We start from the raw sequence: 12,769 nt of genomic DNA, 5'->3' as shown, positions 1-12,769 counted from the left end.
GCAGCGTCAGGTTTTCCACCAATCCCGGCCTGACGGCAGCCGTTCAATGCCCGATGTGTCGACGGCGGCCAGCCGCTCCGATACGCTCTTGCCGTCGACCACAAGCTCCGGCGCAATTTCTGCCAGCGGCGCCAGCACGAAGGCGCGCTCCAGCATGCGCGGATGCGGCACCTCCAGTCCGGTCTCGTGGATGATGCGGTCGCCGAACACCAGAATGTCGATATCGATCAGGCGTGGACCCCAGCGCTCCTCGCGCACCCGCTTCAGTTTTCGCTCGGCGTCGAGGCAAAGGTCGAGCAAAGCCCGTGGCGCGAGCGCGGTCGAGATTTCGGCCGCAGCATTGAGGAAATCCGGCTGATCGAGCTTGCCCCAGGGCGGCGTGCGGTAGAGCGACGAAACGGCAACGACGCGCGTTCTCTCGTTGGCATCCAGAATGCCCAGTGCCGCAGCCATCGACGTCGCCGGATCACCGAGATTGCCGCCAAGGCTGAGATAGACGGTGTTGTTGTTGTTACTATTCTGGCCAGACAACGGTCACCTCGACATGATCGAGCACACCCGGCACCGGGGCGTTCGGCTTGCGCACGGTGATCTCGGCCTTTTTGATCTGCGGAAACCGCGCCGTCAGCGCCCTCGCCACTTCGAGCGCCAGCGCTTCGATCAGAAAGCGCCGTTCGCCGGTAATGATCTTCTCGATGACCGCAAAGGCGATGCCGTAATTGACGGTGTCCTCGATGGAATCCTCGACCAGCGCCCGCCCGGGATCCACCGTGAGTGCCGCATCGACATAAAAGCGCTGGCCGAGCGTCTCTTCTTCGTCCAGCACACCGTGCCGGGCAAAGAAGGCGCAGTTCTTCATGCGGATGACATACATGGCTCAGCTTTCCCCGATCTCACGTGCCAGCATAGCATCGGCGATGGCCAGCGCATCCACGTTGATTGCGACATCGTGGACGCGAAAGAGATGCGCGCCTTTGAGCCTCAGGATGACGCTGGTGGCCGCGGTCCCGGCGCCTCTTGCGGCTGCGTCGCGGCCGGTGACTGTGCCGATAAAGCGCTTTCGCGATGTGCCGGCCATCAGTGGAAAACCCAGCGCATGAAGTTCGGAAAACCGTGCCATCAGGTCAAGATTTTCCGCGGCCGTCTCCTTGGCGAAGCCGAAGCCCGGATCGAGCACGATATGATCGTCGGCAACACCGCTCCGCCGCGCGATTTCCAGCGACTTCCTGAGGAAGAAGAGCTGATCGGCAATCACGTCGGGCAGTTTCTGCCGGTCCCGTCCCGTGTGCATGACGACAAGGCCAGCGCCGGTTTCGGCCGCGACGCGGGCAATGCCCGGTTCGCGCTGCAGGCCCCAGACGTCATTGACGATATGCGCGCCGGCTTGGACGGCAAGCCGGGCCGTATCCTCGCGATAGGTATCGACCGAGATCAGCGTTCCGCCAGACGTCGCGAGCGCCTCGATGACCGGCAATATGCGAGCCTGCTCTTCCTTTGCGGAGACCGCAGACGCCCCGGGACGTGTCGATTCTCCGCCGATGTCGATGACGGAGGCCCCCTCCTCGACCATGCGGCGCGCCTGGGCCACTGCTTTTTCCGGCGCATCGAACAGGCCGCCGTCGGAAAAACTGTCCGGCGTGATGTTGAGGATGCCGACGATCACGGCCTTGCCGTCAAGGTCGAGATGGCGTCCGTGCGCCAACTGCCATCGCCCTGTCATCATTGCCCATCAACCATGTTCGATCCCGCGGCATGGCGGGGGATCAATTCCGTTGCGCCGAGGACGGCGGTAAAGCAAGGTGGGGAAAGAGGCAACACGATGAAACGATCCCTCCTTTGCGCCCTGATGCTCGCTCTGACCGCATTCCCGGCCGGCGCTGCAACTCTCGTCAAGACATATAGTTATTTCCCGATCGGCGGCAGGACGCTCGACGACATCGAGACCCAGCTGTCGAAACTCGGGCCTCAGGTGAAAAGCACCGGGTCGCGGCATCCGGGAGCTACCCAGATGGCGTTCACCACCCGCGTCAGCTATGCGCAAAAGCCGGGCTCGTGCTGGATTGCCGACGCTGTCGTCACCGTCAAGGTCAAGGTCATCCTTCCTGAGTGGCGCCGCCCGCGCAAAGCCGATGCCGGCGTCAGGCTGTTCTGGGATACGTTGTCCGCCGACATCAAGCGCCATGAGGAACGCCACGTCGAGATTGCCAAGAACCACGGCCGCGAACTAGAAGACGCCTTGAAGGCGAGCTACCCGGAAATGACCTGCGAACTGGCAAAGGCCCAAGCCGCAAAAATCACTGCGGCCATGCTTGCCAAACACGACCAGGACCAGATGCGCTTCGATCGCGTCGAAAGCGCCAATTTCCAAAGCCGCATCCTGCGGCTTTTGCACTATCGCATCGAGCGCATTGAGAACGGCCGGCTCGCTCCCGGCTGAACTCCGCGTCGTCGGACAAAGCCAATTTTGCCGAAACATAGTGCCAGCTTCGGAAAACTTTCGAGCCGCTGTCGAAATCGGCCTATAGCGAACGACATATGCCAGGTTCGCAGGGATCAGCCTCCGGCAAACGCCAATCGGCGTACTAGATGCTTCCCAGCCCGTCGCGGACGTGCACGCAGGCATAATGGATGAACGGATATGGACCAGGCTGTCGACAAGCAAACGATGGTGGAAACCAGCGCGCCGCTGACCGAAACCGAGAAAAACGCCATCATCGGCGGCGTGCTTTTGTCGATGCTGCTGGCGGCGCTCGACCAGACCATCGTCGCGCCGGCGATGCCGACGATGGCACGTCTGCTCGGGCATGCCGAATATCTGCCATGGATCGTGACCGGCTATCTTCTGACCGCGACCGCCGTGGCGCCGCTCTACGGCAAGATCTCCGATATTTATGGTCGCCGGCCGACCGTCTATGCTGCAATCCTGATCTTTCTCGCCGGTTCGCTGGTCAGCGCCACGGCCCCCAACATGCTGGTCCTGGTTGTCGGCCGGGCGATCCAGGGCGCCGGCGGCGGTGGTCTGTTCGCCCTGACGCAGACCGTGATCGGCGACCTCGTGCCGCCGCGCGAGCGGGCCCGATACGCCGCCTGGATCTCGGGCACATGGGCCGTCGCCAGCATCGCCGGGCCGCTGCTCGGCGGCACCTTCGCCGAACATCTGCATTGGTCGCTGATCTTCTGGATCAACATTCCGCTGGGCCTGCTGGCCATGGCGATCATCAACAACCCGCTCAAGAAGCTGCCGATCGCCGCAAAACATCACCGCATCGACGGCCTCGGCGCGCTGCTTCTGGTCGCGGCCACCTCGCTGCTGCTGCTTGCCTTGAACTGGGGCGGCAGCGAGTATCCGTGGCTGTCGCCTGAAATCCTTGGACTGCTCGCCTGCTCGGCGGTGTTCTGGAGCGCGTTCGCGCTGCGACTCATGCGCGCGGCCGAACCGCTGATCTCGCTCGAAGTGCTCGGCAATCCGATCGTTCTCGCCGGCACATTGTCGATGTTCCTGCTGCAGGCCGCCAATGTCGGCTTGTCGGTCTATCTGCCGGTCTACCTGCAGTCGGTCGTCGGCCTGTCAGTCAGTCAATCGGGCACCGCGTTGCTTGGGCTGATGCTCGGCACGGTGGCCGGTGCGACCTTCAGCGCGCGAATGATCCCGCGCTTTTTTCACTATAAACGCATTGCCATGATCGGAACTGTTTTCTCGATCCTGTGCCTCAGCGTGCTCAGCCTGGTCGCCGGGCATGCCTCACTGTTGCTCGTCGAGGTGTTGACGACCTGCGTAGGCCTGGGCACAGGCACGACCTTTCCGGTTGCCACCGTCTCGGTCCAGAACGCCGTCGATCGTATGCACCTTGGCGTGGCGACCGGCGTTCTCACCTTCCTGCGCTCGCTGGGCAGCGCGCTTGGCGTCGCTATGCTCGGTGCCGTCGCCCTTGGTTACGGGCTGCCGCTGGCCAGCGAAGGCACGCAGCCGGCCGGCCATATCGCCTCGGCCATGCCGTTCGTGATGATCTTTCTTGCCGCGGCCGCGATCTTGCTGTTGTCGCTCATCACGCTCTGGCTGATGCCGGAGAAAACGCTTCGCGGCCATGCCGAGGCTGTGGCCCCAACCCTGGCCGAATAGACCTGTCCGGCGAAATCCGGCGAGCTTCAGTCGACCACGCCGAGCTTCTTGTGCAGGCTGGTCGACGAGGTCGTATACTGGAATACGATGCGCTCGCCGGGGCTGATGATGCGCTTGGCTGCCTGCGCCATCAAGGCGACCTCGTGGAAGCCCGACAGGATCAGCTTCAGCTTGCCGGGGTACCAGTTGATGTCGCCGACGGCGAAGATGCCGGGAACCGACGTCTGGAATTTTTCGGTGTCGACCGGGATCAGGTTCTCGTGGAGGTTGAGCCCCCATTCGGCGATTGGGCCGAGCTTCATCGTCAGGCCGAAGAACGGCAGCATCCGCGTGCACGGCACTTCGACATCGCCCTCCGGCCCCTTGATCGTGGCCGAGACTAGCTGGCCGTCGCTGCCGGTCAGGCCAGTCACCTGTCCAACCTGGAATTCCAGCTGCTTCATCTCCTGCATGGCATACATCTTGTTGACACTGTCGGGCGCTGCGCGGAATTCGGGCCGCCGGTGCACCAGCGTCACGCTCTTGGCGACCGGCTGCAGGTTCAGCGTCCAATCGAGCGCCGAATCGCCGCCGCCGACGATGACGAGGTCATGGCCGCGAAAGTCCTCCATCCGGCGCACCGAGTAGAACACGCTCTTGCCTTCATAGGGTTCGATGCCTGGAATCGGCGGCCGCTTCGGCTGGAACGAACCGCCGCCGGCGGCAATCACCACAATTTTGGTTTCGAACACCTCGTTTTCGTCGGTAATGACGCGGAAGCTGCCGTCGTCCAGCCTTTCCAGGCTCGAAACCATGCGGCTATAGGTGAATTCGGGCTTGAACGGCGCGATCTGCTCAAGCAGCTTGTCGACCAGGCCTTGCGCCGAGATCGAGGGCCAAGCCGGAATGTCGTAGATCGGCTTTTCCGGGTAGAGTTCGGCGCATTGCCCGCCGGGCCGGTCGAGTATGTCGATCAGATGGCACTTCATGTCGAAGAGGCCGAGCTCGAATACGGCAAACAGGCCGATAGGCCCTGCCCCGACAATGAGTACGTCCGTCTTGGTGATAGCGGTCATGAAGCATGCGCCTTTATGGGAAAACGGCGCGACACTGCATGACCATTGGTCCGCTGCCAAGCGGCAGCCGCAAAAATCGGCTTCAGCCCTGGCGGGCCGGCACACGCACGACCAGCCCGTCGAGGGCGTCGCGCACCTTGATCTGGCATGACAGCCGCGAGTTCGGCTGGACCTCGTAGGCGAAATCCAGCATGTCCTCTTCCATGGCTTCCGGCTCGCCGACCTCCGCCGTCCAGGCTTCGTCGACATAAACATGGCAGGTCGCGCAGGCGCAGGCGCCGCCGCATTCCGCTTCTATTCCCGGCACCGCATTGCGGATCGCATTTTCCATGACGGTCGAGCCGTTTTCGGCATCCACGTCAAAATGCGTGCCGTCATGGGCGATGAAGGTCAGCTTGGTCATTTGTCACCTGAAGGGAGTCTGAGCCGACATAATCACTCTGCCGGACAAGTCAACTGCGGCGCCAAAGCGCCGCTGTGTGGCGTTTTGGGAATAAGCGCTACCGGCTGATGGCGGCGACGAAGTCGCGCACTTCTTCGATCAGCGAGCCAAGCCGCTTCAGCGTGCTGGCGTCTTCGGGCCGGCATTCGATCGCGCTGGCGCAATCGGCAATGGCGAAGGCGCCGACCCCGCGCGCCGAGCCTTTGAGCCCGTGTGCCAATAGCAGCCGCTGCCTGACATCCGCATCGACGATCTTGTCGCGCACCGACAGCGCCTGCTGCACGAACAGAGCCAGCACCTCCTGCTCGAGGCTCCGATCGCCCATCGTCTGGCGCGCAAGATGCGCCAGGTCGATCGGCCGCGCCCCGGCTGTCCCCGACACGTCGCCGCCGGGCATCGAGAAGGCAATGCCGTTTTCGCCACGTATCACTTTGAGACTCCGTTCTTCTTCGACCGCCGCAAAAACTAGGCGTATCCGGTGGACAACGGGTTAATGATTGGCCCGGAAAAATGTCGCGATAACGGCGCCGGAATCACGGCTGTGTTAACCTTATATTTAAAGTTTTACGTATCGGGCGGAATGCATGTTTTCTTTACCCGGCTGTGTCATTACGATACGACAGGTCCATTTTCAGCCTCCTGCGCGGGACACGCTAGGCAGAATCAATAAGCAGAACCATAAGTCCCGCGGCAGCTTGTACAGGGTAGCGAAGGCATGGCGAAGAAACCAACGACGACAAGAACGCTCGACAGCGACGTAGCCAGGGAACTTGAAAAGGCACTTGATATCGATCTGAGCGGCGATGCCGGCGGCGACTTCGACATGGCTGCATCCATGGAAGATCTCGAAGCGCAAATATCGCAAGCCGCCGACGAGCTGGCGCGCGAAGGTCGCAGCCAGAACGAAGCGCCTGCCCCGGACCAGACCCAGAACGCGGCACCTGCCGCCAATCAAAGCCAGATCGCAAATCCCGCGCCAAAGGCCAAGCCGGCTGAGTTGCGTCCTGTCGCAACGCGCAATGGCTCGCAGCCGGCAGCTTTCTCGCCGGCCAACGACGATCGTCAAAAAGACTATAAGACGCTCCTGCACACCCTCAATCGGCGCGCCTCGAACACGATCTACTGGGTCGTGGCTTTCGTTTCGCTGGCCTGGATCGCCGGCGCTGGCGGCCTTGCGAACCTGTTGTTCGGACCTGGCATCTGGAACATCCGCACCTTCGATCAGTTTTTCGCCCGTCCGGAGCTGATCGGCCTGGCGGTCGCGGCAATCGTGCCCGTCATCCTGTTCTGGGCATTCGCAGTGATGATTCGCCGCGCTCAGGAGATGCGCCTTGCCGCGCAGTCGATGACCGAGGTGGCCTTCCGTCTGGCCGAGCCGGAAAATCTTGCCCAGGATCGCGTCATGATGATCGGCCAAGCGGTTCGCCGCGAGGTGGCAGCCATGGGCGAAGGCATCGAACGCACGCTTGCGCGTGCCGTCGAGCTCGAAACGCTGGTCCACAGCGAGGTGAACCAGATCGAGCGCTCCTATTCAGAGAACGAGTCCCGCATCCGCTCGCTGGTCGACGGGCTGGGCAGCGAGCGCGAAGCGGTCGTCACTCATGCCGAGCGCGTGCGCGCCTCGATCACCGGCGCCCACGAGACACTGAAAGACGAGATCAACGCCGCCAGCGATATCATTCGCGACAGCATTCTCAACGCCTCGACCAAGCTGTCGATGACGATCAACGAATCCGGCGACACGCTGATCGACAGGATCAACGGAAGCTCGATGTCGATCTTCGATTCGGTGGAAGGCCGGCTCGAATCGATCACCGATCGGCTGTCGACGTCGGGCGAGGCCTTCGCCAGCCTGCTCGACACCCGGATCGCCAAGCTGACGGACACCACCGATGGCCTGACACGGTCACTGACCGACCTGCTCGACGACCGCACGAGCGGCATGGTGTCGCTGCTCGGCGGTGCCGCCCGCACACTCAATTCGGAATTCGAAGCCAGCCTCAACGGCATCGAGCGGACGCTTGCCGAACGTGGCCAGGCGCTGATCAGCGAGTTCCAGACCCGCGCCGAGGCGCTCGACACCGGCACGCAGAAGCTCAACGCCGCGCTGGAGGCTCGCGCACGCCAGATCAACGAGACGCTGGTCGAGCGCGCCCGCGAAATCGCCCACACCTTCCAGGATAGCAAGGAGACGCTGTCTGCGATGATCGATCAGGGCAAGACCCAGATCGGCGCCGACATGGCCGACATCATTTCATCGACCTCGACCATGCTTGAAGCCCGCGCCGGCGATTTCGCCGGGCGCATGGAAGCGGCGCGCCATGTCGTATCGCGTTCGTTCGATACGGACATCGAGCGGCTTGCCGATGCTCGCGCCGGCATCGAGGAAGCCGTCGAGAACCACAGCCGCAAGCTTTCCGAAAGCCGCGACCGGATGGCGGCGGCAATGCAGGCCGATCTGGCGAAGTTCGCCGAAGGTCGCGCCGAAATCGACGCAGCGGTGGCTAACCAGGTGCAGAAGCTAGCCGAAGGCCGCGGCCTGATCTCGCGCGCCCTTGAAGAGGATCTGCGCAAGGTCAACGAATCGCGCGCAGCGATCGACGCTTCGCTGGGCAGCCATCTCGAAAGCCTTGAAGAGGGTCGCAACAGGCTTGCCCAGGCCTTGAACGAAGACTCTGGAAAACTCGTGCAAACCCGCACGATAATTGATGAAATGGTTGCCGGGCATGTCGGCAAGCTCGCCGAAGGCCGCAGCATCCTTTCGCGCGCGCTCGAGGCCGACCTCGGCAAGCTGGCAGAGAGTCGCGCCAGCATCGACGGCCTCGTCGGCGGTCAGGTCGAAAAGATCGCCGAGGGTCGCGCCATACTCGCCAGCGCGCTGGAAGCCGACATCGCCGGCATCAATGGCCTCATCGAGGCCCATTCGGCGAAACTGGCGCAAGACCGCAGCGGCCTTTCCCAGTCACTCGATAACGACCTGTCCGACATCAGGAGCCTGATCGCCGATCATTCTGGCAGGCTCGCCGATGACCGCAGCATGCTTTCGAAGACGCTTGAAGACGATCTTGCCAAGCTGGCCGAAAGCCGGTCGAGCATCGATGGGCTGGTTGCCGGCCAGGTCGAGAAGCTGGCCGAAGGCCGCGACATCCTCAAGCGCGCGCTTGAATCGGACCTGAACGCGATCAAGGGCGTCATCGCCAGCCAGTCTGAAAAGCTGGCGGAAGACCGTGGCCAGTTGTCGCGGGCACTGGAGAGCGACCTGCAGGCCGTGCGGGGCGTTGTCTCCGATCACATGAACAAGCTCACCGAAGACCGTTCGACCCTTTCGAAGGCGCTCGAAGACGATCTCGCCAAGTTGGCCGAAAGCCGCTCGAGCATCGATGTGATGGTTGCCGGCCAGGTGGAAAAGCTGGCTGAGGGCCGCGATATCCTCAAGCGCGCGCTCGAAGCCGATCTGAGCACCGTCAAGGGCGTTATAGCCAGTCAATCCGAGAAGCTGGCGGAGGATCGCGGTCAGCTGTCACGGGCACTGGAGACCGATCTCGAGACCGTGCGGGGCGTCGTCTCCGAACATATGAACAAGCTCGCCGAGGACCGTTCGGCCCTGTCGAAGGCGCTCGAGGACGATCTCGCCAGGCTGGCAGAAAGCCGGTCGAGCATAGACGGCCTGGTCGCAGGCCAGGTCGAGAAGCTGGCCGAGGGTCGCGACATCCTCAAGCGCGCGCTGGAAGACGATCTTGCCAAGCTGGCCGAAAGCCGCTCGAGCATCGACGGACTGGTTTCCGGCCAGGTCGAGAAGCTGGCCGAAGGCCGCGACATCCTCAAGCGCGCCTTGGAGGCCGATCTCAGCACGATCAGGGGCGCCATCGCCGATCAGTCGCAGCTATTGACCGACAATCGCGCGCAGTTTTCGCGTGCGCTGGAAGCCGATCTCGGCAACGTGAACAGCCTTGTCGCAACCCACGCAGAGAAGCTCGTCCAGGACCGCTCGACCCTGTCGAAGGCGCTCGAGGACGATCTCGCCAAGCTGGCCGAAAGCCGCTCGAGCATCGACGGGCTGGTTGCCGGTCAGGTCGAGAAACTGGCCGAAGGCCGCGACATACTCAGGCGCGCGTTGGAAGCCGATCTGGAGAGGCTTGCAATGAGCCGCAGCGAAGTCGACGAGATCGTCGCCGGTCATGTCGGCAAGCTGAGCGAGGGCCGCGACATGCTGACCCGCGCATTGCAGGACGATCTCTCCAGGCTCGCCGAAACGCGCAAGGATGTCGACCGTTCGCTGTCCGGCCATATCGACCAGATCGCCGCCAGGAGCACCGACATCTCCGATGCGATCGCTGCGGACGTAGAAAAGATCGAGCAGGCGTTCAGCCGGCAGACAGGCATCATTGAAGAGCGCGCCAGCACAATGGAGCGGGCGCTGTCGACGGGTGTCGACAACGTGCGCAGTGTGCTCGAAAGAAGCGCGGTCTTCGTCGCCGGCGCGCTGCGCGAGAAGGTCATGGAAGTTACCAGCGCGCTGCATGAGCAGGCGGGCGCGGCATTCAGCGATGCCGACCGCAAGATCGCCGAGCGCGCCGAGCAGACCTCGGCCGCCCTGCTCGCCAGGGCGGAGGACATCGCCCGCACCTTCGAGGAGGCGGATCGTCGCCTCGCCGCCCGCGCCGAGGATACGTCGAGCGCACTGATTGCCCGCGTCGACGACACGTCGAACACCTTGTTCGCGCGTGCCCAGGAAACGGCCGATCAGCTGGCAGCCCGGGCAAGTGAGATTGCCGGTACCTTCGACGCGGCGGACCACAGGCTGGTCTCTCGCGCCATCGAAACGGCCCAGTCGCTGGCTGCGCGTGCCGGCGACATCCTGCGCAATTTCGAAACAGCCGACGAGCGGCTGGGCGTGCGCATCGGCGAATCCGCCGAAGCTCTCGCGGCACGTGCGTCGGATCTCGGTCGCATTTTCGATGCCGCCGACCAGCAACTTATTTCGCGCATTGCCGAAGGCTCTGAAGCACTTTCGGCCCGTGCGTCCGAGATCGGCCGCATCTTCGAGGAGGCCGATCATCGCCTGGTGGCCCGTATCGCTGACAGCAGCACCGCAATCGGCGAACATGCCGACACCATTGTCGGTGCCTTCACCAGCACCGAGCAGCGGGTTGCCGAACGCGCCAGGCAGACTGGCCAGGAACTCGCCGTCCATGCCCGTGAAATCGAGCAGCTGCTTGCCGGTGCCGACGAACGCCTGGCATCGAGTGCTGCCGCCACTGCGGCCCGCGTCGAGGAGCAGGTCGCCACCGTCGAGAACCGCCTCGCCTACTCCGCCGAGACAATGGGCCAAAAGCTCAACGAACAAGTCTCGGGTGCCGAAGCGCAACTGGTCTCGCGTGCCAACACCATCGCCGAAACCTTCACCGCGGTCGGCCAGCATATCGGTCAGAGCACCAATGACGCTGCAAAGACCATCGGTGCCAATACTCGCGAGCTCAGTACGATGCTTGCGGCCCGTTCGGCAGAAATATCGAAAATCCTGGACGAGACGGCGCGGCCTCTGGTCGAGCGCTTCGCCCAGGGCGGCTCCGAGCTGCAAAAGAGCATGGAAGAGGTCACCGAACGTGCGACCGAGAAGCTGCGCAATCAAAACGCCGCCCTCGTCGACGCCATCGCCAGCCGCACGGCCGAAACCCTGTCGGCCGTCGAAGGCGCGCGCTCGACGCTTGCCGACAGCGTTGCCGACCTCATCGGCCGCATGACCACCTCCAGCTCGCAGCTCGGTCAATTGATCGAGCAGGCGGCGACCAATCTCGGCCAGGTCGACGAACGCCTGACCGGGAGCACGCAAAGCTTCGCGGCGACCACGGAAAAGACCGCGCAGACCTTCGCCAGTTCGGCGCGTCTGGTCGATTCGAACACGACGCGGCTCACCGAGCTGTCGTCGTCGACCTTACGCGAGGTTGCTTCAATCGCCACCAAGTTCGACGAGCACAGCCGGTTGCTTTCCAGTGCCTCGGACCTGTTGAGCTCGGCCCAGAGCAATCTTGAGCACACGCTCGAAAGGCAATCGTCGCTGGAGGACCTCGCCGTCGGCCTTGTCAAGAAGTCGGAAGATCTCGAAAGGGTCATGCGCTCGTTCGAGAATTTGGTCGGCCAGACGCTGCAGAACGCCGAGGGCAAGACGCTGGAATCCGCCGACAAGATCCGTACCGCGATTTCCGAAGTGGTCGATTCGGCAACCAAGCGCTTTGCCGATGCGACCGAGGAGATGCGGCGTACCGCCGGCTCGATCAAGAGCGAGCTCGACCTCACCCGGGCCGAGCTTAAGAAAGGCGTCATCGAGATGCCGGAAGAGGCAAAGGAATCAACCACGGCTATCCGCCGTGCCGTTTCAGAGCAGATCAACGCGCTGAAGGAACTTTCTGAAATCGTTGCGAAATCTGGCCGCAGCGCCGACAGTTCGGAACAGCGCAACCTGCGTCCGGCGCCGCAAGCGCCTGCCGCACGCCCCGCCGAACCGCCACGTCGCCCGGCTCCGGCTCCCGAACAGCGCCGTGCACCGCAGGCGCCTTCGGGCGAGACGGCGCTGCGCGGCACGCTCGACCTCGAACGTCCCGCAGACCAAGCGCCGCGCCAGCGCGACCCCAACGGCCGCACGCCGCAGGGCGGTTGGGTGCGTGACCTCCTGACCGGTGCATCACGCGAAGACGACGCCAAGCCGGCAGCGCCTGCCGAAGCGCCGCGCCCGGCTCCCGCTGCGCGTTCGCCGCTTCATGTCGTGGAATCGCTGAACTCGCTCTCGGTCGATATCGCACGCGCCATCGATCACGACGCCTCGATCGAGTTGTGGAACCGCTACCGGCGCGGCGAGCGCGACGTCTTCACGCGCCGACTTTACACGCTGAAGGGCCAGCAGACGTTCGACGAGATCCGCCGCAAATATCAGTCAGAGGCGGAGTTCCGCGCTGCTGTCGATCGTTACTGCGACGATTTCGAAAAGCTGCTCAAGGACGTGTCGCGCAACGACCGCGACAACATCATGGCGCAGACCTACCTGACGTCGGACACCGGCAAGGTCTACACCATGCTTGCCCATGCTAGCGGCCGTCTGCACTAAGCGGCGGGACAGGAAAACAGAAAGTGCACTCTGCCCTTTCTGCTTAGACC

At 63.2% G+C, this 12,769-nt stretch carries 9 protein-coding genes; 3 read left to right on the top strand and 6 right to left on the bottom strand.

From position 1 onward, the window contains the following. Positions 1 to 6: 6 nt before the first annotated feature. The 3 genes from folK to folP are packed head-to-tail and all read right to left on the bottom strand — an operon-like array spanning position 7 to position 1,723. Entirely contained in the window at positions 7 to 531 is a 525-nt protein-coding gene (folK, locus tag NKJ55_RS03850) for a 2-amino-4-hydroxy-6-hydroxymethyldihydropteridine diphosphokinase (RefSeq protein ID WP_352448737.1), read from the bottom strand. Next, the gene (gene folB / locus NKJ55_RS03845; RefSeq protein WP_023674838.1) at positions 515 to 874 is read right to left on the bottom strand and encodes a dihydroneopterin aldolase; all 360 of its coding nucleotides are present in this window, start codon (positions 872 to 874) and stop codon (positions 515 to 517) included. Before folB ends, folK begins: the two co-directional genes overlap by 17 nt. Before the next feature lie 3 nt (positions 875 to 877). Then, positions 878 to 1,723, bottom strand: a complete 846-nt coding sequence (gene folP, locus NKJ55_RS03840) for a dihydropteroate synthase (protein ID WP_352448736.1) — start codon at positions 1,721 to 1,723, stop codon at positions 878 to 880. A 96-nt stretch (positions 1,724 to 1,819) separates the two neighbouring features. On the opposite strand from folP, the gene NKJ55_RS03835 reads away from it, so the two are divergent. Together NKJ55_RS03835 and NKJ55_RS03830 are read left to right on the top strand one after the other, a co-directional pair. Then, positions 1,820 to 2,437, top strand: a complete 618-nt coding sequence (locus tag NKJ55_RS03835; protein WP_352448735.1) for a DUF922 domain-containing Zn-dependent protease — start codon at positions 1,820 to 1,822, stop codon at positions 2,435 to 2,437. A gap of 201 nt (positions 2,438 to 2,638) precedes the next feature. Next, a complete protein-coding gene (locus NKJ55_RS03830; RefSeq protein ID WP_352448734.1) occupies positions 2,639 to 4,120 on the top strand; it encodes an MDR family MFS transporter in 1,482 nt (493 codons plus the stop codon). Positions 4,121 to 4,146: 26 nt separating this feature from the next. Here NKJ55_RS03830 and NKJ55_RS03825 read toward each other — a convergent pair whose 3' ends face one another. From NKJ55_RS03825 to NKJ55_RS03815, 3 genes are all read right to left on the bottom strand, one after another. Continuing rightward, positions 4,147 to 5,175, bottom strand: a complete 1,029-nt coding sequence (locus NKJ55_RS03825; RefSeq protein WP_352448733.1) for an NAD(P)/FAD-dependent oxidoreductase — start codon at positions 5,173 to 5,175, stop codon at positions 4,147 to 4,149. 82 nt (positions 5,176 to 5,257) lie between these two features. Next, positions 5,258 to 5,578, bottom strand: a complete 321-nt coding sequence (locus NKJ55_RS03820) for a 2Fe-2S iron-sulfur cluster-binding protein (RefSeq protein WP_023674833.1) — start codon at positions 5,576 to 5,578, stop codon at positions 5,258 to 5,260. A 97-nt stretch (positions 5,579 to 5,675) separates the two neighbouring features. Further along, positions 5,676 to 6,044, bottom strand: coding sequence for an Hpt domain-containing protein (locus tag NKJ55_RS03815; protein WP_292660938.1), 369 nt, complete (start codon positions 6,042 to 6,044; stop codon positions 5,676 to 5,678). Between the two features lie 288 nt (positions 6,045 to 6,332). Here NKJ55_RS03815 and NKJ55_RS03810 point away from each other — a divergent pair, with 288 nt between their 5' ends. Next, entirely contained in the window at positions 6,333 to 12,719 is a 6,387-nt protein-coding gene (locus tag NKJ55_RS03810; RefSeq protein ID WP_352448732.1) for an apolipoprotein A-IV repeat region-like domain-containing protein, read from the top strand. Positions 12,720 to 12,769: the final 50 nt, after the last annotated feature.

Origin of the sequence: Mesorhizobium sp. M0106, from assembly GCF_040322715.1 — a bacterium.
Lineage (GTDB): Bacteria > Pseudomonadota > Alphaproteobacteria > Rhizobiales > Rhizobiaceae > Mesorhizobium.
This window is presented reverse-complemented; position numbering and strand designations above follow the sequence as displayed.

Coding starts and splice junctions, on each gene's coding strand:
- NKJ55_RS03810 (WP_352448732.1), top strand. CDS start 6,333: ATGGCGAAGAAACCAACGACGACAAGAACGCTCGACAGCGACGTAGCC.
- folP (WP_352448736.1), bottom strand. CDS start 1,723: ATGATGACAGGGCGATGGCAGTTGGCGCACGGACGCCATCTCGACCTT.
- NKJ55_RS03820 (WP_023674833.1), bottom strand. CDS start 5,578: ATGACCAAGCTGACCTTCATCGCCCATGACGGCACGCATTTTGACGTG.
- NKJ55_RS03825 (WP_352448733.1), bottom strand. CDS start 5,175: ATGACCGCTATCACCAAGACGGACGTACTCATTGTCGGGGCAGGGCCT.
- NKJ55_RS03835 (WP_352448735.1), top strand. CDS start 1,820: ATGAAACGATCCCTCCTTTGCGCCCTGATGCTCGCTCTGACCGCATTC.
- folB (WP_023674838.1), bottom strand. CDS start 874: ATGTATGTCATCCGCATGAAGAACTGCGCCTTCTTTGCCCGGCACGGT.
- NKJ55_RS03830 (WP_352448734.1), top strand. CDS start 2,639: ATGGACCAGGCTGTCGACAAGCAAACGATGGTGGAAACCAGCGCGCCG.